18 protein-coding genes and 1 pseudogene are annotated in these 19,919 nt (G+C 67.0%); 12 read left to right on the top strand and 7 right to left on the bottom strand.

Translation table 11 applies throughout. The features are described from left to right. Window positions 1–321 precede the first annotated feature (321 nt). The 8 genes from LK542_RS18365 to LK542_RS18330 all read left to right on the top strand — a co-directional run bounded on the left by LK542_RS18365 (window position 322) and on the right by LK542_RS18330 (window position 10,746). Entirely contained in the window at window positions 322–1,485 is a 1,164-nt protein-coding gene (locus tag LK542_RS18365; RefSeq protein ID WP_227813039.1) for a glycerate kinase, read from the top strand. Between the two features lie 117 nt (window positions 1,486–1,602). Continuing rightward, window positions 1,603–3,534, top strand: coding sequence for an EAL domain-containing protein (locus LK542_RS18360; protein ID WP_227813038.1), 1,932 nt, complete (start codon window positions 1,603–1,605; stop codon window positions 3,532–3,534). A gap of 300 nt (window positions 3,535–3,834) precedes the next feature. Next, window positions 3,835–6,786 (top strand): sensor histidine kinase, encoded by a 2,952-nt coding sequence (locus LK542_RS18355; RefSeq protein ID WP_227813037.1) that lies wholly within the window; start codon window positions 3,835–3,837, stop codon window positions 6,784–6,786. 145 nt (window positions 6,787–6,931) lie between these two features. Further along, window positions 6,932–7,531 carry an NAD(P)H:quinone oxidoreductase gene (gene wrbA, locus LK542_RS18350; protein ID WP_227813036.1) on the top strand — a complete coding sequence of 200 codons (600 nt, stop codon included), beginning with the start codon at window positions 6,932–6,934 and terminating at the stop codon, window positions 7,529–7,531. Window positions 7,532–7,784: 253 nt separating this feature from the next. Then, on the top strand, window positions 7,785–8,411 hold the full coding sequence (locus LK542_RS18345) for a response regulator transcription factor (RefSeq protein WP_227813035.1): 627 nt from the start codon (window positions 7,785–7,787) through the stop codon (window positions 8,409–8,411). A gap of 212 nt (window positions 8,412–8,623) precedes the next feature. After that, window positions 8,624–9,352, top strand: a complete 729-nt coding sequence (locus LK542_RS18340; protein ID WP_227813034.1) for a sensor histidine kinase — start codon at window positions 8,624–8,626, stop codon at window positions 9,350–9,352. Between the two features lie 177 nt (window positions 9,353–9,529). Continuing rightward, window positions 9,530–10,096, top strand: coding sequence for a YceI family protein (locus LK542_RS18335; RefSeq protein ID WP_227813033.1), 567 nt, complete (start codon window positions 9,530–9,532; stop codon window positions 10,094–10,096). A 77-nt stretch (window positions 10,097–10,173) separates the two neighbouring features. Beyond that, a complete protein-coding gene (locus tag LK542_RS18330) occupies window positions 10,174–10,746 on the top strand; it encodes a cytochrome b (RefSeq protein ID WP_227813032.1) in 573 nt (190 codons plus the stop codon). A gap of 18 nt (window positions 10,747–10,764) precedes the next feature. Here LK542_RS18330 and LK542_RS18325 read toward each other — a convergent pair whose 3' ends face one another. The 7 genes from LK542_RS18325 to LK542_RS18295 form a co-directional block, all read right to left on the bottom strand. Beyond that, complete coding sequence (locus tag LK542_RS18325) at window positions 10,765–11,550, bottom strand: c-type cytochrome (RefSeq protein WP_227813031.1); 786 nt, start codon at window positions 11,548–11,550, stop codon at window positions 10,765–10,767. After that, on the bottom strand, window positions 11,547–13,148 hold the full coding sequence (locus LK542_RS18320; RefSeq protein ID WP_227813152.1) for a cbb3-type cytochrome c oxidase subunit I: 1,602 nt from the start codon (window positions 13,146–13,148) through the stop codon (window positions 11,547–11,549). Before LK542_RS18320 ends, LK542_RS18325 begins: the two co-directional genes overlap by 4 nt. Window positions 13,149–13,161: 13 nt before the next feature. Continuing rightward, window positions 13,162–13,737: a cytochrome C oxidase subunit II gene (locus LK542_RS18315; RefSeq protein WP_227813030.1), complete on the bottom strand. Its 576-nt coding sequence runs from the start codon at window positions 13,735–13,737 to the stop codon at window positions 13,162–13,164. Between the two features lies 1 nt (window position 13,738). Beyond that, window positions 13,739–13,912 carry a hypothetical protein gene (locus tag LK542_RS18310; RefSeq protein ID WP_227813029.1) on the bottom strand — a complete coding sequence of 58 codons (174 nt, stop codon included), beginning with the start codon at window positions 13,910–13,912 and terminating at the stop codon, window positions 13,739–13,741. A 31-nt stretch (window positions 13,913–13,943) separates the two neighbouring features. Then, entirely contained in the window at window positions 13,944–15,158 is a 1,215-nt protein-coding gene (locus LK542_RS18305) for a c-type cytochrome (RefSeq protein WP_227813151.1), read from the bottom strand. Window positions 15,159–15,220: 62 nt separating this feature from the next. Then, a complete protein-coding gene (locus tag LK542_RS18300; RefSeq protein WP_227813028.1) occupies window positions 15,221–15,850 on the bottom strand; it encodes a c-type cytochrome in 630 nt (209 codons plus the stop codon). Between the two features lie 120 nt (window positions 15,851–15,970). Continuing rightward, window positions 15,971–16,159, bottom strand: a complete 189-nt coding sequence (locus LK542_RS18295) for a hypothetical protein (RefSeq protein ID WP_227813027.1) — start codon at window positions 16,157–16,159, stop codon at window positions 15,971–15,973. A 249-nt stretch (window positions 16,160–16,408) separates the two neighbouring features. Here LK542_RS18295 and LK542_RS18290 point away from each other — a divergent pair, with 249 nt between their 5' ends. The 4 genes and pseudogenes from LK542_RS18290 (at window position 16,409) to ptsJ (ending at window position 19,911) form a co-directional block, all read left to right on the top strand. Further along, window positions 16,409–17,113 (top strand): glutamine amidotransferase, encoded by a 705-nt coding sequence (locus LK542_RS18290; RefSeq protein WP_227813026.1) that lies wholly within the window; start codon window positions 16,409–16,411, stop codon window positions 17,111–17,113. A 37-nt stretch (window positions 17,114–17,150) separates the two neighbouring features. Further along, the gene (locus tag LK542_RS18285; protein WP_227813025.1) at window positions 17,151–17,396 is read left to right on the top strand and encodes a cytoplasmic protein; all 246 of its coding nucleotides are present in this window, start codon (window positions 17,151–17,153) and stop codon (window positions 17,394–17,396) included. After that, window positions 17,393–18,560: pseudogene (locus LK542_RS18280) on the top strand (aspartate aminotransferase family protein). Before LK542_RS18285 ends, LK542_RS18280 begins: the two are co-directional and overlap by 4 nt. A 55-nt stretch (window positions 18,561–18,615) precedes the next feature. Next, entirely contained in the window at window positions 18,616–19,911 is a 1,296-nt protein-coding gene (gene ptsJ, locus LK542_RS18275; protein WP_227813024.1) for a transcriptional regulator PtsJ, read from the top strand. The last annotated feature ends 8 nt before the right edge of the window (window positions 19,912–19,919 follow it).

Here is a 19,919-nt window from a genome sequence, read left to right as displayed (position 1 = left end):
GCTTTGGGTGATTGACGAGCAAGGATGTACGAGGGACCACCTTGCCTGGAATTTAACTTTGATTCCGTACGGAAACATTAAGACCAAGAGAATACCTAAACTTCACGCAGAAGTTGATAGTATTTATCAATCGTGCGCAGCAATTTCATCAAATTCGACAGAAGGCTCATTTGTGCCGCATACACTGCTCACACAGACGGCAGCCAGAGTGCGGCCAACAGCGCGCACATCGCTCTCTGTATACTGTTGAGCATCATGCCGGCGCTGCGCCTGCCTGCCAGCTGGCTAGCGCAGCGCGTCGATACGGGAAAGGAACGCTTCATGAACATTGTCATCGCACCAGACTCCTTCAAGGAGAGCCTGTCGGCACTTGCGGTCGCAGATGCGATCGAGGCCGGTTTCAGGGAAATCTTTCCGGAGGGCCGCTATCGGAAGCTTCCCATGGCGGATGGCGGTGAAGGCACGGTGCAGGCACTGATCGACGCCAGCGCCGGACGGCTGGTCGAGCTCGAGGTGAGCGGCCCATTGGGCGAACCGGTGCGGGCCTTCTACGGCCTGATGGGAGACGGCGCCACCGCCGTCATTGAAATGGCCGCGGCCAGCGGGCTAGAACAGCTGCCCCCCCTGCTCCGCAATCCCTTGTACACCAGCAGCCGCGGCACCGGCGAGCTAATCAAGGCCGCGCTGGACGCCGGGGCGCGCCGTTTCGTCCTCGGGGTGGGCGGCAGCGCCACCAACGATGGCGGCGCCGGCATGCTGCAGGCGCTCGGCGTGCGCCTGCTGGATGAAGGGGGCGCTGAGCTCGACCCCGGCGGCGGCCAGCTCGGCCGCCTGCACGACATCGGCCTTGCGGGCCTCGACCCGCGCCTGCCCGACTGCGTGTTCGACATCGCCTGCGACGTCACCAATCCGCTGGTGGGCCCGCAAGGCGCGTCCGCCGTGTTCGGGCCGCAGAAAGGCGCAACGCCCGACATGGTGCGCCAGCTCGACGACAACCTGCGCCACTACGCCGCGGTGATTGCCCGTCGCCTTGGGCAGGACGTCGCCGACCTGCCCGGCGCCGGCGCCGGCGGCGGCATTGCCGCGGCCATGAAAGTGTTCCTCAACGGGCGCCTGCGCCCCGGCAGCGAGATCGTGGCCGAGGCCGTGGGCCTGGATGCGGCGCTGGCGGGAGCCGACCTGGTAGTGACCGGCGAAGGCCGTATCGACGGCCAGACGGTGCATGGCAAGACCCCGATCGGGGTGGCGCGCGTCGCCCGCCGCCATGGCGTTCCGGTAATCGCCATCGGCGGCAGCCTGGCGCCGGACACGGCTCAGGTGCACGCCCACGGCATCGACGCCGCCTTCGCCAGCGTCACCAGAGCATGCACGCTGGCCGAGGCCTTGAAGGAAGCCGCGCCGAACCTGCAGGCGGCGGCGCGCAACGTCGCTGCGGCGCTCAAGATCGGCATCGACATGGCACAGGGGAAGGCAAGCGCTTCCTGATCGGAGCACATGGTCCGCTGCAGGTTTCAAAAATGAAACAAATAATGCCCTTGAGCAAGTAAGGCGTGGTATAGTGTCTATCTATTGGTGCGCCGCACCATTCATCGTGGCGCTTCTGTGGGACTGTATCCCGGGCGCGACCGACAAAGGCACATCCTGGAAACGCTCGACACCATCGCGCACTGGCGCGCCCGCCTCTTCGCTTCGCTGCTGTCCATCGTGCTCGTGCTGGGCGTGGTGCTCTGGCTGCCGACCACCGGCATCCTGCTGTACCAGCGTATGTGGGATGTCGCGGCAATTAACAGCGCCGCGCTGGGCTGGATTGGCGTGCTGTGGTGGTGGCGTCGCCTGTCCTACACGGTCCGGGTACTCAACTTCCTCGCCATCAACCTCTTGATCGGCGTCGCGCTGATGGTCGTGGTGGGCCCGATCAGCGAAATCTACCTGTTCGCGGCCCCGGTGCTCGCCGCGATCCTGCTCGGCACCTGGCCGGCGGTGTGGATCCTGGCCGGCAGCGGCCTTGCCCTGTTCCTCCTGTGTTATACAGGTTACGTGGACCAGAAGATCGTGGGCATGCCCGCCACCGAGCTGTTCGCCGCGCTGTCGGTGGCCCTGAACTTCCTGTTCGTGGGCGCGGTCCTGACGCTTTCCTGCGCCTTCCTGCTCAGGCGCCTGGCCAAATCGCTGGACGACCTGCACCGCCTCGCCTTCTACGACGTGCTCACCGGCCTGCCCAACCGCCGCCTCCTGATGCAGCGCCTCGACGAAGTGGTCGGCCAGGCGCGCCAGGGCGGGCGCGGCGCCGCGCTCATGTTCATCGACCTGGACCGCTTCAAGCAGATCAACGACGGGCGCGGCCACGCGACCGGCGACGCCCTGCTCAAAAGCGTGACTGCGCGCCTCTCCAGCATCGTCGGCGATGGCGACATGGTGGCCCGCATCGGCGGCGACGAGTTCGTGGTGCTGCTGGCGGACCTCGGCCGCGGCAGCGCCAACGTCCACGCCCGGGCCCTGGCCACTGCCGAGAACATCCGGAACGCCATGGACACACTGTTCGAGATCGACGGCCAGTCCTACATGGCCTCGGCCAGCATCGGCGTGGCCTTCCTGCGCGGTCCCGGACAGGGCGCCGACGACCTGCTGCGCGAGGCCGACACCGCCATGTACCGCGCGAAGCTGGCCGGCCGCAACCGGGTGGCGGTGTTCGAGACGGCCATGCAGGCCGAGGTCGAACAGCGCCTGTCTCTCGAACGCGACCTGGCCGCCGCGCTCGATCGCGGCGAGCTGGCGATGCACCTGCAGCTGCAGGTCGACCGCCACGGCATGCCGGCAGGCGCGGAAATGCTGATGCGCTGGCGCCGCGCCGACGGCAGCATGGTGCCGCCCGACCAGTTCATTCCCGTCGCCGAAGAATGCGGCCTGATCCTGCGGATGGGCCAGTGGGCCTTGCGCCAGGCCTGCGATTGCGTGGTACGCCTGGGCCGCGCCGGCCATCCGCTGCCGCTGTCGGTCAACGTCAGCCCGTCGCAGTTCCGCCAGCCGGACTTCGTCGACCAGGTGCAGGCGATCCTGGCCGAGACCGGCGCACCGGCAAGCCAGCTGGTGCTGGAAGTGACCGAAGGCGTGCTGGTCGATGACAAGGAGACGATCGACCGGATGCACCAGCTGGCCGCGCTGGGCATCCGGCTGTCGATCGACGACTTCGGTACCGGCTATTCGAACCTCGGCTATCTCAAGCGCCTGCCGCTGTACGAGCTCAAGATCGACAAGAGCTTCATCCGCGACACCCCCGGCGACGCGGGCGCCACCGCCATCGTCCAGTCGATCCTGGCGATGGCCGGGCATCTCGGCTTGCGCGTGATTGCCGAAGGGGTGGAGACCAGCGAGCAGGCCGCGCTGCTCGCTTCCAGTGGCGTGGACGGCATGCAGGGTTACCTGTTCGCGAAGCCGATGCCGATGCCGGAGCTGCTCGCACTGCTGGACCGCAGGGTCGTGCCGAACCCCTTTGCGCTTTCGTCGGCGGTCATCTGCAAGACTGCTGGCGGGTGACGTCAACCCGGAGGGAGCAGGCGGTAGATACCGGGATCCAGTTCCACATATCCCGGGCCCCTTGTACGCGCGTCACCCGGTCAGGCACACAGTACAGACGTCGATAAAGTTCGGTCCCACCGGAGAATCACGCGCTCACGCATCGTCTCTCTGGATTCCTCTGACTATTGACCGGCAATCACCGCGCGTACCTGGTGCATGCGATCGGCACCTTCGGATGTTTTACGGCGACATTAACTTGCCACATAATGTCGAGTATTTACATTCCGATCCGGTGTGCCGATGTTATCGCTTTCGACTATGCTGCGCCTGTTGCCCATCCTGGCGATAACGAGCGCATTCCTGGTTGGCCCGGCAAGTGCGCGTGGCCTGAAGGACTACCAGCGCACCGTCTGGACACAGCAACAGGGAGCGCCGACCGACATCACGGGCATGGCGCAGACAAGGGACGGCTGGCTCTGGATCGGGAGCGGCGATGGCCTGCTCCGCTTCGACGGCGTGAGCTTCGAGCCTTACACCCCGCCTGGCGGCGCCAAATACGCCCACCTGCGCGTGGTCGAAATGTATGCTGCCGACAATGGCGACCTTTATGTCAGTTACTTCCCCGCCGGGGTCGCGGTCGTTCGTCGCGACGGTAGCTTCACGCCGCTTCCCCAGCCCAGGGAACACCTGCGCACGCCTCCTGTCTCGATGGTCGTCGACCATGACAATACGCTTTGGACGATCGGTGACGGCATTCGTCGTTTTGCGAACGGCAGCTGGACCAAGGTGGAGACTGGCCCCGATTGGAGCAAGGCTGCCTTCTATAGCATGCTCGTTGATCAGGACAATCGCTTATGGGCTGCCGCTCCTACCGGCGTCTGGCTCCTTGATCGTGCGCGCGGCCGCTTCACCAAGGTATCCGAACACGGTGGCGGACTCGCAGTAAGGCCAACGGGCGAGGTCTGGCTGCTCGGGATCGACGGCGGGCTTTCCATCCGCCTCGCCGAGTCCCAGACCAAAGCACGGCCTGCCCGGGCAGGGGCAGTCACGTCACGTCGGGCTGGCCAGTTCACAGCTGACGGAACACTGTGGTCGTTGGCCTGCCCCGAGACGGCTTGCCTGGTCCACCAGCCTGTATGGCAGGGCACGCCGCTACGCACAGGGGAAGTCGCGAACGAACGCGTGCCCAGCGCCGAAGGCGCCGCCGGGCAGGAAACGGTGAGCATCCTCGAAGACCGCGAAGGCAATGTCTGGATCCGTGCCCACAACGGCCTGAACCAGTTCCGGCCCAAGCGTTTCCTGGTTCCGTCACCAGCACTCGAACTGGACGACTTCTTCTACACGGCCGGCGCGGATCGCGCGGGCCGGATGTGGATCGCCGAACCGCTCAGCGGCAAACTATGGCGGTTGGGCGAGGACGGCGTGCCGGTGCTCGAACCAGGCCCCCCGGTGCACCTTGTTGCCGGAAACCGTAACGGCACCCTGCTGAAGGCGGACAAACGCAGCATTACCCGTGTGGCCGGCGATATCGTCGAAACGATTCCCTTGCCCCCAGGGCGCGACGGCAAACCGGTCGACAGGGAATTGTGGGGAATGCTCGACGATGGAAAAAGGATCTGGACGGCGGCATCGGACACAGGCTTGATCGCATGGTCGGACGGCAAATGGCGATCGTCCAGGGAACTTGGTATGCCAAGTGGAATCAACATCTCGGAAGCGGCCGGCCCCGGACAATTATGGGTGTCCCTGATCAACGGCGAACTGCTTTTCCTCGATGACGGCAAGTCGACCCGTTACGATGCTTCAGGTGTCGGTGTCGTCACTGGCATCTTCCCCGATCAGCAACTGGTGCTTGGCGGCACGGACGGCCTGGGAGTACTCAAGAACGGCAAGCTGCGGCTGCTGCATGGCGCCACTGCGGATGCGCTGCGCGGCGTGTCCGGAATCGCCGTGACCGCCGACGGCGACCGTTGGCTGAACGGCGTCAGCGGCGTGGTGCGTGTGCGCGCGGCGGACTGGCAGCGGGCACTCGCCCAACCCGAAGAACCGCTGCGTTATGAACTATTCGGGGTGACCGACGGCTACCCCGGCCGTTCCAGTATCGGGAGACGGCGGCCCACGGCCTTCAGCCCGGATGGCCGCCATATGTGGTTCATCGCGACCCGGGGCATCGTGGGCCTGGACAGTGCCGACCTTCGCCGCAACGCCGCGCCGCCCAGACCAGTGGTCCTGGAAATCGCAACGGACGAGACCCGCTACGAGGCAGTCAGGCGGCTGCAGCTGCCTCCGGGCTCGCAGAGCTTCCGGGTCCGCTTCACCGCGCCGTCCTTGCGCCAGCCCGGGCGCACGCGTTTCGAATTTCGCCTGGATGGCGTCGACAGCGGCTGGCGCGATGCCGGAACGCGGCGCACCACCTCCTATACCAACGTCGCCCCAGGCAACTATGTGTTCCGGGTGCGCGCATTCAACGAAGATGGCGTGATGAGCCAGGAAGACGCCGTCGTTCCCATCACCATCGAGCCGACCTGGGTGCAGAGCCTTCCGTTCAAGCTGTCCCTGGCGATCGCACTCGTGGCGCTGCTCGGACTGCTGTACCGCCTGCGCATTCGTCACCTGACCCGCCGCATCACCGAACGCGTCGAAATCAAGATGGCCGAGCGCGAGCGCATCGCACGTACCCTGCACGACACGTTCCTGCAGACGGTCTACCTGCTCCTGCTTCGCCTGAAGAAATTCGAGGGGAAGCTTCCCGAACACGAAGAAGCGCGCCAGGAGCTGCGCAGCATCCTGGGCGAGGCCCAGCGTGTCATGGACGAAGGGCGCGACCAGGTCCACGATCTGCGCACGGACGCGGCCCGGACGCTGGAAGAGACGGTGCGCGATTGTGCCGACCGCCTGCTGCCGCTCCACGCCAAAGTGGAATTCGACTTGCGCAGCAAGGGCACGACCTCCGGCCTTCCCCGGTCGATCGGCGATGAAGCCGGTGCGATCGCTTGCGAAGCAGTCCGCAACGCGTTCACGCATGCGCAGGCCCATCGCATCCTCGTCGAGATCTCCTGTTCCGGGCACGCACTGGTCGTGACGGTCAGTGATGACGGCCGTGGATTGCCTGACGAGGTGGCGCAGAGCGGGCGGCGCGATGGCCACTGGGGCATAGTGGGCATGCGCGAGCGTGCCGCCCACATCGGTGCACGCCTGGAGATCCAGGGTGGGGCCGCCGGAGGCACGACTGTCACCCTCGAGGTGCCGCTGCTTCGGAACGACAGCTGACTAGAACGCTCGGAAGCATTCACGCCGCTTCACACTCATTCACTCGCCCGGCTCCGTCGGCCTGCCTACAATCGCCACCTGTACAAGTGCATGGCGGCCTGGGCATGGCAACCATGGTGTTCAACAGCATTTCCAGGAGGCGGGCATGGCGAAGGTACTGGTTCTGTATTACTCGAGCTACGGTCACATCGAGCAGATGGCGCAGGCGATCGCGGAAGGCGCGCGCGCCGGCGGCGCCAGCGTCGACATCAAGCGCGTTCCCGAGACGGTCCCGGAGAACGTCGCCAGGAACGCGCACTTCAAGCTGGACCAGCAGGCGCCTGTCGCAACGGTCGACGAACTGCCTGACTACGACGCGATCGTGATCGGCGCGCCGACCCGCTACGGACGCATGCCGGCGCAACTGGCGGCTTTTCTCGACCAGACCGGTTCGCTGTGGGCGCGCGGCGCCCTGCACGGCAAGGTAGGCGCGGCCTTCACCTCGACCGCGACCCAGCATGGCGGACAGGAGACGACGCAGTTCTCGATCATCACCAACCTGCTGCATTTCGGCATGGTCGTGGTCGGCCTGCCCTACAGCTTCGGCGGACAGATGACGCTGGACGAGATCAGCGGCGGCAGCCCCTACGGCGCCAGCACCATCGCCGGTGGCCAGGGCCAGCGCCAGCCGAGCAGCAACGAACTGGAAGGAGCGCGCCACCAGGGCGAGCTGGTCGCCAGGACCGCAGCGCGCCTGTCCGCTTAGCGGCAAGATCATCGTGTCTCCCGCCGATCTCCTGGGTTGGCGTTTCCTGGCCACGTTCGCGCGGCCAGGTTTTTTTCCTTACCAAGGCAATCCGTTTCATGCCTGGTGTCGACGGCGGCGGATTGATTTGCCGTGCCGTTTCTGCATAATGCAGGGATGACCGCCAACCTGCACGGGATCCTCGGCCCTGCCCTGCCATGAACAGCTTTTTCGCTTTTACAGTGTCGACCGCATCCAGCGGCAAGGAGGAGCGATGACCGACTCGCCTGCGCAGATCAGGGTGCTGGTCGTCGACGACCATCCGCTCATGCGCCGCGGCATTGTCGGCGTGCTGGAGGAGGCGCCCGACATCCTCGTCGTGGCCGAGGCGGACGACGGCTTTGCCGCCCAGGAGCAATATCGGCAGCACCGGCCCGACGTGACCCTGATGGACCTGGCGATGCCGCGCTGCGGAGGCATCGATGCGATACAGGCGATCCGCAAGGCCGATCCGCAGGCCTGCATCCTGGCGCTGAGCACCTACGCCGGCGACGGCCAGGTGCAGCGCGCACTGGAAGCCGGCGCCTGCGGTTACGTTCTCAAGAGTACGCTGTGTGCGGGCGTCGCCGACACCGTGCGTTCGGCCCTGCACGGTCGCCGGGTGCTGTCCCCTGAACTGGCCCACGTGCTGAATGCCTCGCGGCTGGAGCAACTGACTCCGCGCGAACGCGACGTGCTGACACTGGTGGCCAAGGGGCGCAGCAACCGCGGTGTCGCCCAGGAACTCGGCATCGCAGAGGAGACTGTGAAGAGCTATCTCAGCAACGTGTTGCAGAAGCTGCAGGCCAGCGACCGCACCCATGCAGTGGTGATCGCGCTGCGCCGCGGCATACTCGACTAAGAGCGCCTAACAAAACCCCGAGGGCAAGGCGCATCGTCGAAGACAGTACGCTAGTACGGCGAGACGATGCAACGCGGCCATCGGGGGAGTTGTTAGGCGCTCTAAGGCGCTGGTCGGCGGCGCCGGCGAGTTCACAAGCTTTAACAAAGAATGCCCGCGCATGTGCCAGACTTCCCGGGTGGCACTTCCTGATCCCTCCCGAAAGGCATGTCATGAGAGCGAGCGCATGGATCCTGGCTGGGGCTGCATTGCTGGGCGCCGTCGCGCTGCACCGATATTGCCTGCGTGTTGCGCTGCGGCGCCGCGAGCGCGTGTTCGAAGCGCGCCTTGCCGAACGCGAGCGTATCGCGCGCGACCTGCACGACAGCGTGCTGCAGTCGGTCCAGGGCCTGATCATGCATTTCCACCGCATCGCGCTCCGCACGCCCGACGATGCCCCGACCCGTCCCCTGATGCAGGAAGCGCTGGCGCTGGCGACCGAGGTGCTGGAAGAAAGCCGGGACAAGGCCGGCGACATGCGCTCTTCCGTTGAAAACATGGACCTGGCCGCCCTGCTGGGTTCCCATGCGCGGCGCCTGTCCGTCCATCACACCAGTGCGTTCTCCCTGAAAGTGGAGGGGCAGCCGCGCAAGCTGCGGGCACCGGTGCTGGACGAAGTCCTGGCGATCGGACGCGAAGCGGTACGCAACGCGTTCCAGCACGCCGGGGCCTGCCATATCGATGTCCTACTGCGCTACGGCGAGCAGGAGTTTGAACTGGATCTTGCCGACGACGGCGCGGGCATCGGCGCCAGCCTGCAGAACGGCCGCCCGGGCCATTGGGGTATCCCCGGCATGCGCGCGCGTGCGGCCGAACTGGGCGCCATCCTGCTATTGGTCACGGCGCCAGGCCAAGGTACCCGCTGGCGCCTGCGGCTGACGGCAGACCTTGCCTATGAATGAACGGCCGATCCACCGATGGGTCCCTGAGCTTGGCTGCGAAACAACAATCGAAAATTTCGAACATATAACGGTAAATTTTCCGCTTTTTTTCTGCTTAGCAATCAAGGCATACTGCGGTCCTTGCCCGGTCAACTTGTACCACACGCCGGCTTCACCTATCGACACCGAGGACCCATCATGAAAAAAATCGCTCTTCTGCTGCTGACCGCTGCCATGTCCGCGACTGCCCTGGCCGCGCCGGAAACCTACATCATCGACGGCTCGCACACCTTCCCGCGCTTCGAATACAGCCACTTCGGCTACTCGAACCAGGTCAGCCGTTTCGACAAGACCAGCGGCACCATCGTCATTGACCGCGCCGCCAAGTCCGGCGCGATCGACGTCACCATCGACACCACCAGCGTGAATACCGGCTTCCCGGTCTTCAACGAGCACCTGCAGGCGGCGGACTTCTTCGATACCAAGAAGTACCCGACCATCACCTACAAGTCGAGCAAGCTGAACTTCGCCGGCGACAAGCTGGCCTCGGTCGACGGCACGCTGACCATCAAGGGCGTCGCCAAGCCGGTCCGCCTGGAAGTCAGCTCCTTCCACTGCATGCCGCATCCGATGCTGAAGAAGGACGCCTGCGGCGCGAATGCGATCGCCAAGATCAAGCGCAGCGAATTCAACAACGGCAAGTACGCGCCCTACGTCGGGGACGAAGTCACCCTGACCATCGCCGTCGAAGCCGTCAAGCAGTAATCCCGCAGCCGATGCCGCGGCGCCGCGACCGGGCGCCGGCATCGGCCCGTCCCGCATTCCGAACGAAACCGCCAGCCATGTCCCATCCCGCCCGCCGCATTGCCACCCAAGGCTACCATCCTGTATCCAAGTTCCAGCACTGGCTGATGGCCCTGATCTGGATCGCGGCCTGGATCATCGGCTTCGTCGCCGTGCATTTCCGCGACACGCTCAATGCGCACCACGAGCTGACCATCGTGCACAAGGCGCTTGCCAGCACGGTCGTGTTCCTGACGCTGCTGCGTATCGTGTGGCGCTGGAAGCATCCCGCGCCGCCCCTGCCCTCTTCGATGTCGCCGGGCATGCGGAAGGCGGCGCACGCCGCCCACATCGCGCTGTACGCGTTCGCGCTGGTCGCGTTGCCGCTGTCGGGCTGGATGTGGAGTTCGGTGGCCGACAAGCCGATCATGCTGCTCGGCCTGTTCAAGCTACCGCCCCTGGTGGCGCCGGCGCCGGAATTCTACGGCCTGGCCAAGATGGTGCACCAGTGGCTGTCATGGACGATCGGCCTGCTGGTCGTGGGACACGTGGCGGCGGCGGTGAAGCACCATCTGGTGGACCGCGACGGCGTTCTGCAAAGTATGCTGCCCACCCGTAACGCGGCCGACTGATCCCGCCGCACGCAGCGCCTACCTGCCAGCGTAGTAGCGGCTGAGCGCCACGATCTCTCCGTCGCTCAGCCCGTGGGCGGCATTGCGCATCTGGCGGTGCAGATCGTTGCCACGCCTGCCGTCGCGGAATGCGCGCAGCTGGGCGGCCAGGTAGGTTTCGGGCATGCCGTCGAGCACCGGGGTGGCCGGACGCGCCGCGCTCACGGCATGGCAGGAGGCACAGGCGCCGATCGCCCGCATCGGGTCGCCGTTCTTCACCAGGCGCGGGCTGTCGCCTGCTCCCGCATGCGGCCTCGCGGCATGCTCGCGATCCAGGGATGCATAGTATGCGGCCAGGTCGCGCATGTCCTGGTCGCTCAAGTCCAGGACCAGCGGCCCCATGACGGCGCTGGGTCGATGGCCGGATGCGAAGTCGCGCAACTGCTTGTAGGTGCTCGATGCCGCCTGCCCGGCAAGATGCGGAGCACCGCCCGAACCCGTGCCGCGCGCACCATGGCACATGGTGCAGCCCATCGCCAGGGTCGCCCCCCTGCCCCTTGACGCACCCTGCGGCCCCGCCATCATGGCCGCATGCACGATGACGCCGCTAGGGTAGCCGTGCGCGGTCTCCGGCAGCGCAGCCGGACGGTAGGCTGCCGGCACACCGGCTGCCCGGCAGACCGATTCCCACAAGCTCTCCATGGCGGCGCGCGCATGCGCGCGCGGCACCCAGACCATGCCCACGAGCGCGGCGGCGCAGGCGATGGCCGCCACGATCGCCACGCTCCACACGAACCATGGGTTGCGCAAGGAGAAGGTGTTCATGGCGCCCCCACCGGGACGGCGGGCACCGAGGTCTGCTCCAGCATCATCAACTGCGCGATCGGGTAGCCGTAGTTCACCAGCGACAGCCCGACCATCAGCGCCAGCCACAGGCGGAAGCCGTTCAAGGCCGGCGGCAGCACGCCGGCGGCGTGCACCGGCAGGCTGAAGCGAAACGCCGGTGGCGCGACCTGCGCGCCGCGATGGCCGCGCAACAGGATCAGGATGAACAGGAAGCCCGAGACCACCAGCACCAAGCCGCCGCAGACGCTGAGGATGACCGGCAGCGCCTGCGGCGCGAGCGCCGGGTGGGCGTAGTCGAAATAGGCCATCCGGCGCGGCATGCCCAGGATGCCGGTGAGGTGCCAGGGGAATGTCAGTACGATCATTCCCGTGAACCAAAGCCACAGCTGGATGCGCATCAGGCGGCTCGCCGCCAGCGGCCTGCCGGTCAGGTGCGGCCACAGGTCATAGGCCAGGGCAAAATACATGATGACGATGGCGCCGCCGAAAATCAGGTGGAAGTGTCCGGTAATCCACTGGGTATTGTGAACGGCGAAATCGAGCTGATAGCTCATGTTGATCAGGCCGCCCGCTCCGCCAAAGCCGAGCAGGACAAAGGAAAAGGCAATGGCCAGCATCATCGGGTTTTTCCAGGGCAGGCGCTTGACCCAGCCAACGACTCCAGTGCCGCCGCGCAGCCTTCCCGCAATCTCGACCGAGGCCGTGATCGTGAAGATCGTCAGCAGCGTCGGCACCGAGACCATGCCGGTGAAGACCGCGTGCAGGAACTTCATGCCGGCGCCGACCTGCGGGTCCTGGAACAGGTGGTGCACGCCGATCGGCATCGAGAATACGAGGAAGAGCACGAAGGAGATGCGCGCCATCTTGTCGCTGTAGAGGCGCCCGCCGATCGCGCGCGGCACCAGGGTGTAATAGGCGATGTAGGCCGGCATCAGCCAGAAGTAGACGATCGCGTGCAGTGTCCAGGAAAAGAACACACGCGCGAGGCCGGCGTCGATGCTGGCCTTGAAGCCCAGCGCGACCGGAAGGATCAGGAACAGGATCTCGATCGCCGCGCCGAGCGAGGTCCATGCCCACAGGTAGGCCCCGGCCAGGTTGGCGAACATGGGCAGGGGCACGGTCGCGCCCGGGTTCTCCCGGCGCCACAGCCTGAGGTTGAAGGACATCAAGGCCACCCAGATCCAGGACCCGGCCACCACCAGCACCAGCCCGATGTAATAGAAGGCATTGCCGACCAGCGGCGGATAAAAGGTGTACAGCACCGTCGCCAGGCCCAGCGACACCGGCACCATGGCCGTCACCGTGCCCAGCACCACCAGGAAGAAACCCGTCCAGGCCCAGCGCCGCCCCGCCAGCGGCTGCTTCAGCGCCAGCTCGACGATGGCATAGCCGAAGCCCATGGCCACCAGGGTCGGGAACACGTAGCCCATCGCCGAGCCGTGCGCGGTGACGGCGCGGTAGTACAACTCCGGGGCGCCGATCCATGCGCGCAGCGGGCTGCGGATATACATCTGCCATTCGCCCAGCACCAGGGCGCCGAGGAATGCAGCAAAAGCGACCCAGAAGTGGGCCAGCACCAGCCTTCTCGTCTCATTGCCCGACACAGCTCACCCTCCTTCCGCCATGCGCGCGCTGCGCGAAGTCCGCCTTGCCGACGATACGCACGCGCGCCCACATGGCGGCATGGCCGGTCCCGCAGTATTCGTGGCATGGCATGAGGTGCTCGCCGGTGCGGGCGAAGCGCGCTTCGAAGTTCGACACGTAGCCCGGCACCAGCATCACATTGACGTTGCCCTCGGAGATGGAAAAGCCGTGCACCACGTCGGCCGAGGTGCCCCGGATCCGCACCGGCGTATCGGCGGGCAGCAGCAGGCAAGATGGCGTGAACGAATACTGGTTGGCCAGCAGGCGGACCGTCACGCTGCCGTCATCCTCCAGCGCCGCTCCCAGGTTTGCTTCAACGAACTCGCCCGAGAGGTGGAGGGTGGCGGGATCGATGGTTTCGGTGCGCACCGGCGGCATGGCGGCCCAGTGCAGGCTCATGTAGACGATCATCCCGAGCAGGAAGGCGATGATCGCCCCCACCAGCAGGGCCCAGCGCACCTCGGCGGCGTGGGCGACCGTCTCGCCGGCGGCAGGCCGCGCCGGATCCAGCGTATCCGCCATCTCAGCCACCCATCCGTGCCAGGAACACGAGCACGTAGAAGGCCAGCCAGATCGCCAGCACGATCACGACCGCCGCCCCGGCCACGGCGAAGGCGCCGTAGGGCCCCTGCGCCACGACTGCGTCCACGCGCGCCTGGTCGGCGCTGCCATCGCTGTCCAACGATTCGACGATCATGCAGTCTCTCCCAAGGCCATGTGTTTCGATCTCATTCGACGGTGGCGGCGCGCAGCGCATCCACTTCCTGCGCCGTCACCGCCGCGCCGCGGTTGCCCCAGGCCGTGCGGATATAGGTCACGACCGCCGCCACGTCGCCGTTCGACATCTCGTGGGCAAAAGGCGGCATCCCATAGGGCATCGGGTTGCGCCGCGTCCCGGGCGGGTAGCCGCCATTGAGCACCATGCGGATCGGGTTGACGGCCGAGCGCATGGTGATCGACTGGTTGTCCGCCAGCGGCGGGTAGTGCGGCGGCATGCCGCGGCCATCGGCGCCGTGGCAGCTGGCGCATTGCGCCGCGTAGACCCGGCGTCCCCGGCTGAACTGCTGGGCGACATTGGCGCGCGTCGGCGCCGCGGCCGGGTCGGCATTGACCGGCCGGTCGGCAGGCAGACTCTTCAGGTACACGGCCATCGCGCGCACGTCGGCATCGCTCATGTACTGCAGGCTGTTATAGGTGACCTCGGCCATCGGGCCGTACACCGTGCCGCGCCTGGAGATCCCCTTCTGCAGCAAGTCGACGATGTCCTGGATCTCCCAGGTGCCCAGCCCCGCTTCCTTGTTCGAGGTGAGCGACGGCGCATACCAGTTCTGCATCGGGATCAGCCCGCCCTGGAAGGCGCGCTCCTGGGACGAGCCGCCCAGGGCGTTGATCGGGGTGTGGCACATCGCGCAGTGGCCGAGTCCCTGCACCAGGTAGGCGCCGCGGTTCCACTCGGTCGACCTGGTCCTGTCCGGGACGTACTCGCCTTCCTTGAAGTACAGGGTGCGCCAGCCGATCAGGAGCGAGCGGTTGTTATAGGGGAAGCGCAGCTCGTGCCCGCGGGACTTCAGGCGCACCGGGGGCACCGAGCGCAGGTAGGCAAAGATCGCGTCGCTGTCCGCGCGCGTCACCTTGGTGTAGCTGGCGAAGGGCATTGCCGGGTACAGCAGCTCGCCATTGCGCGAGCGGCCGCTGCGCATCATCCTGAAAAAGTCGTCCGCGCTCCAGCTGCCGATCCCGGTCGCCGGGTCGGGCGTGATGTTCGGCGCATACAAGGTGCCGAAGGGCGTGGGCATGGCGCGGTTACCCGCAAACACTTTGCCGCCCGGCGCCGTATGACAGGCAATGCAGTCGCCCGCCTGGGCCAGGTATTTGCCGCGCTCGACCAAGGCGGCGCTCGCCCGCCCGGCTTGCGAGACCTGCGCCGGCGCCTGCGCCTGGATCGGGGCCAGGACCGCGAACGCCAGCAGCGGGACGCTGGCGCGCAGCGCGCCGCGCACGCGCGTCACGGCCGCGGCACCGGCAGCGGCGCGTCCTGGCCGCCGCAGGGCAGAGGCAGGGCCCGGCCGGTGCGCGGCGTCGGGCGCGTCCGCGTCACGGGACGCGAGGCGAGCCACGCCGATACGGCTGCCACTTCCGCCTCGTCCAGGCGCGCAGCGACCAGCTGCATGCAGTCGGGCGCGAGCGCGGTGCGCACTCCGTAGCGCCAGGCGCCCAGCTGCGCGCTCAGGTAGTCGGCGCGCAGGCCGAGCAGGCCGGGAATGCCGGGCTCGCGTCCCGCCAGCTCGTCGCCGTGGCAACTGGCGCAGGCCGGTACGCCGCGCTCGGGAATGCCCCCCGTGGCGATGCGTCGTCCGGCCTCCAGCGCCTGCCCGGACGGCGCCGGTGCGGCCTGTGGAAACGCACCCGGATCCTGGGCTGCGAAGTATTGCGCCATCTTGTAGAGATAGGCGTCCGGCAGATAGGCGAGCAGGTAGTTCATCGGCACGTACTTGCGGCGCCCGTCGCGGAAGGCCAGCAACTGGTGATACAGGTAGCCGGCCGGCTTGCCCGCCAGGCGCGGGAAATAGACGTTCGCCACCCCGCGCCCGGCCTTGCCGTGGCATCCAATGCAGGCCGCGACTCGCGCCTCCATCGTATCCGGCAGCCGCGACGACGCGGACTGGCTGGCGGCGCGAACCGGCGGCGCGAGCGCGCATGCCAGCGCGCAGCCGCACAGCACGACGCGCACCGCTGTGCCGGCACCGGCCATGCTTCAATCCTCCAGTGGCGCGCAGGCCGTCGCACGCACGTCGATCGCCGTAATGGACAGTGCGACCGGGTCGCTCGCTGGAAAGGAATCGCTCAGGGCTTCGTCGAGGGCGTCCTCGCCTTGATCCCTGTTGCGCAACAGCGCAGGAACCCAGCGGACGTCGTCCGGTGAGGCTGTTTGAAGATTTTTCATCACGGTTCTCCTGATCCTGTACCCCAGGCCGATCGCCGCCTGTCCTTGCAGCATAGTCCAGACGTGCCGGGCCATGCTCACCCGGCAACGCTTCCATGCACACTCTTCACACCATTTAGCGGATGGAGCTGCGCCAGCAGCATCGGAAAAGCTGTGCGATAATTTTTGTCCTAGGACATTTACAGACCGTTCGCGAAACGCACCTTGCTGCTTGCCGCAGCGCCGCCCCCCTCTTCCAGGAGCCCTACCATGAACAAGACCGCACTCGTCATCCGCCACCTTCATTTCGAAGACCTCGGCACGCTCGAGCCGCTGCTTGCGCAGCGCGGTTATGCCGTGCGCTACCTCGATCCGGCCGTGGACGCCATGCCGCTAGCGCAAGCGGCCGCACCCGAGCTGGTGGTGGTCCTCGGCGGTCCGATCGGCGCCTTTGACGACGACGCTTATCCGTTCCTGGAAGGCGAGCTCGCCCTGGTACGCGCGCGCCTGGCAAGCGGCCGTCCCCTGCTCGGGATCTGCCTGGGTGCGCAACTGATTGCGCGCGCCTGCGGTGCACCTGTGTATCCGATGGGGGTCAAGGAAATCGGATTCGCGCCGCTGGCCCTGATGCCGGAAAGCGAGAATTCGCCCCTGGCCTTGCTTGGGGACTGTCCGGTGCTCCACTGGCATGGCGACCAGTTCGACATTCCGCCAGGCGCTGTGCGCCTCGCCGCCACCGCTACTTGCCCGAACCAGGCTTTCGCTCTCGGCAAGCAGGTACTCGGCCTGCAGTTCCACCTCGAGGCGGACGCCGCCCGCATCGAACGCTGGCTGCTCGGCCACGCCTGCGAACTCGGCCAGGCGGGCATCGCACCAAGCGCACTGCGCGAGGCGGCGCAGGCAGCGCAGGCGCGACTGGCGGCCGGCTCCAGTGCCGTCTTCAGCGCATGGCTCGACCAAGCAGAAACCGCTTGAGCCCAGTCGCCACTTTTTCTTCATTTAAGGAATCATCATGTCTGTCTACCGCATCAATATCTGGCGCCACGGCAAGCTGCTGGGGCATTTCGAATCGGCCACACCGTGGGCGCGGGACGCTGCCAGGGAGCTCGCCGCCCTGCTCGGCGCGGCCCGGGAGTACCGTCTGGAGTATCTCGCTGCCCGCGACGAACGCCGCCTGATCGAGAGCGGCCCGGCCGGCATGCGCCTGGTCAGCAGCGAGCCGGTGTTCGAAGCGGCGACGCTGGAGGACCTCGGATGAGCAAGCAGGACCATTACCTGATGCAGACCTATGCGCGCCAGGCGGTATCCTTCGCACGCGGCGCCGGGGCGCGGCTCTGGGACGAAGACGACACCGAATACCTGGACGCCATCTCGGGCGTCGCGGTGACCAACCTTGGGCACGCCCACCCCGAGATCGCGACCGTGATCGCCGAGCAGGCCTGGCTGCTGTTACATACTTCCAACCTGTTCGGCATCGGCTGGCAGGAGCGTCTCGGCGCCCGCCTGTGCCGGATCTCGGGGATGCAACGCGCCTTCTTCTGCAATTCCGGCGCGGAAGCCAACGAAGCTGCGCTCAAGCTGGCGCGCCTGCACGCGGGGCGGCGCGGGATCGCCCAGCCGCAGGTGCTGGTCATGGAAAACAGCTTCCACGGCCGCACGCTGGCGACATTGGCGGCCACGGGCAATCCGGCGGTCCAGCGCGGTTTCGAGCCGCTGATGCCCGGCTTCACCAGAGTGCCCTACGACGATATCGCCGCAGTGCGCGCGGCCGCGCAGGCTACGCCCGACATCGTGGCGGTGCTGGTCGAACCGGTCCAGGGCGAAGGCGGCGTGCGCGCGGCCTCGCCCGACTATCTGCGCGCCTTGCGCGAGGAGTGCGACCGGCATGGCTGGCTCCTGATGATCGACGAAGTCCAGACCGGCATGGGCCGCACCGGGGCCTGGTTCGGCTTCCAGCATGCCAGCATCGTTCCGGATGTGATCACCCTGGCGAAAGGGCTTGGCAACGGCATCCCGATCGGGGCCTGCCTGGCGCGGGATGAGGCGGCGGCGCTGTTCTCGCCGGGGACCCATGGTTCCACCTTTGGCGGCAACCCGCTTGCCAGCCGTGTTGCCTGCACGGTCATCGATATCATGGAACGCGAAGACCTGCCGCGCCGCGCTGTTGGGCGAGCGCCTGCTGGCCCGGCTGCGCGAAGGCCTGGCGCAGGCGCCGGGCCTGGTCGCCATCCGCGGCCAGGGCCTGATGGTCGCGGTCGAGCTCGACCGGAACTGCAGCGAACTGGTCGAACGCGCGCTGCACGAGGAGCGCCTGCTCATCACCGTCAGCCGGGGCAGCACGATCCGCCTGCTTCCGCCGCTGGTCTGCAGCGAGGCGGAAATCGACGAAATCGGCTGCCGGGTGGTGCGATTGCTGCGCTGAGCCTGGACTGCTGTGGCAGAATGCGCGCTGCCCAGCCACCCCGCCACAGGAGCGTATGAACATCCAAGGCAAGACTGCCTCAGAAATTTTCGAATGCGTGCGCAGCATGATCCAGGCGCGCCAACTGCGCGCCGGCGACTCCTTGCCGCCCGTGCGCGAGCTGGCCGTCGCGCTGGGCGTCAACCGCAATACGGTGGCGAGCGCCTACCGGCGCCTGGTGACCTCGGGCATCGCCTTCACCCAGGGGCGGCTCGGCACCATCATCCGCGATCCGTGGCGCGGCGGCGAACAGGAAGGGGCGGCGGCGGAAACACCGCTGGTCGACCTGGCCGACGGCAATCCGAACCCGGCCTGGCTGCCCGACCTCGGTGCAGCCCTCGGGGCCCGGCCTTACCAGCCGCGCCTGTATGGCGCCCCGACCGTCAACCCCACGCTGGAAAGCCATGTCCGCCGCTGGTTCGCCCCGGATTGTCCCACGCCTTTCGAGGTCGACCTGACCCACGGCGCGGTCGATGCCATCGAGCGCCTGTTGGCCCTCGAGCTGATGGCGGGCGATCCCGTGGCCGTCGAAACCCCGTGCTTTCTCAGCAGCATCAACCTGCTGCGCAACGCGCGACTGCGGGCGCTGGGCGTACCCGTGGACGGCGAAGGCATGCAGGTGGAGGCGCTGGAAGCCGCTCTTGCGCAAGGGGCGCGGGCGGTGATCCTCACGCCGCGCGCGCACAACCCGACCGGCTGCAGCCTGAGCGGCAAACGTGCGCGGGCCCTGTCCCGGGTGCTGGCCAGGCATCCGAACGTGCTGGTCATCGTCGACGACCATTTCTCGCTGCTGTCGAAGCACGACTACCATTCGGTCCTTCCGCGCAATGCGGGCCGCTGGGCACTGGTGCGCTCGTTCTCCAAGCTGCTGGGGCCGGACATCCGGGTGGCCGCGGTCGCCAGCGACGCCTCGAGCGCGCGCCAGCTGCGCCAGCGCCTGGCGCCGGGCACGAACTGGGTCAGCCATTTGCTGCAGGACGTGGTGGAAGCGGCCGTCACTGATCCGGACAACATCCGCCTGCTGGAAGGCGCGCGCGCCGACTACGTGCGGCGGCGCCAGGCGCTGGAAGCCGCCTTGCTCGCCGAGGGCATCGCTTGCGCCGGGGACGGCGATGGGCTGAACCTCTGGGTTCCCATGCCTGCGGGCGACCGCGAAGCAGCCCAGGCCCTGGCCCGGGTGGGCTGGCTGGTGCGCCATGGCGATGCGTTCGCGCTCGGCGCGCCGGCGGGCGGCTTGCGTATCACCACCGCCCGGATCGAGCCGGAGCAGTGCCGCCGCCTGGCAGCCGATCTGGCGCGCATCCTTGCCTGAACCGCCTG

Origin of the sequence: Massilia sp. IC2-477 (genome assembly GCF_020707265.1) — a bacterium.
Taxonomy (GTDB): domain Bacteria; phylum Pseudomonadota; class Gammaproteobacteria; order Burkholderiales; family Burkholderiaceae_D; genus Telluria.
Note: the sequence above shows the minus strand (reverse complement) of the source record. Positions and strands in the feature narration are given on the sequence as shown.

Excerpts from the sequence above, each read along its gene's own strand:
- LK542_RS18365 (WP_227813039.1), top strand. The coding sequence starts at position 322 with ATGAACATTGTCATCGCACCAGACTCCTTCAAGGAGAGCCTGTCGGCA.
- LK542_RS18355 (WP_227813037.1), top strand. The coding sequence starts at position 3,835 with ATGCTGCGCCTGTTGCCCATCCTGGCGATAACGAGCGCATTCCTGGTT.
- wrbA (WP_227813036.1), top strand. The coding sequence starts at position 6,932 with ATGGCGAAGGTACTGGTTCTGTATTACTCGAGCTACGGTCACATCGAG.
- LK542_RS18345 (WP_227813035.1), top strand. The coding sequence starts at position 7,785 with ATGACCGACTCGCCTGCGCAGATCAGGGTGCTGGTCGTCGACGACCAT.
- LK542_RS18340 (WP_227813034.1), top strand. The coding sequence starts at position 8,624 with ATGAGAGCGAGCGCATGGATCCTGGCTGGGGCTGCATTGCTGGGCGCC.
- LK542_RS18335 (WP_227813033.1), top strand. The coding sequence starts at position 9,530 with ATGAAAAAAATCGCTCTTCTGCTGCTGACCGCTGCCATGTCCGCGACT.
- LK542_RS18330 (WP_227813032.1), top strand. The coding sequence starts at position 10,174 with ATGTCCCATCCCGCCCGCCGCATTGCCACCCAAGGCTACCATCCTGTA.
- LK542_RS18325 (WP_227813031.1), bottom strand. The coding sequence starts at position 11,550 with ATGAACACCTTCTCCTTGCGCAACCCATGGTTCGTGTGGAGCGTGGCG.
- LK542_RS18315 (WP_227813030.1), bottom strand. The coding sequence starts at position 13,737 with ATGGCGGATACGCTGGATCCGGCGCGGCCTGCCGCCGGCGAGACGGTC.
- LK542_RS18310 (WP_227813029.1), bottom strand. The coding sequence starts at position 13,912 with ATGATCGTCGAATCGTTGGACAGCGATGGCAGCGCCGACCAGGCGCGC.
- LK542_RS18300 (WP_227813028.1), bottom strand. The coding sequence starts at position 15,850 with ATGGAGGCGCGAGTCGCGGCCTGCATTGGATGCCACGGCAAGGCCGGG.
- LK542_RS18295 (WP_227813027.1), bottom strand. The coding sequence starts at position 16,159 with ATGAAAAATCTTCAAACAGCCTCACCGGACGACGTCCGCTGGGTTCCT.
- LK542_RS18290 (WP_227813026.1), top strand. The coding sequence starts at position 16,409 with ATGAACAAGACCGCACTCGTCATCCGCCACCTTCATTTCGAAGACCTC.
- LK542_RS18285 (WP_227813025.1), top strand. The coding sequence starts at position 17,151 with ATGTCTGTCTACCGCATCAATATCTGGCGCCACGGCAAGCTGCTGGGG.
- ptsJ (WP_227813024.1), top strand. The coding sequence starts at position 18,616 with ATGAACATCCAAGGCAAGACTGCCTCAGAAATTTTCGAATGCGTGCGC.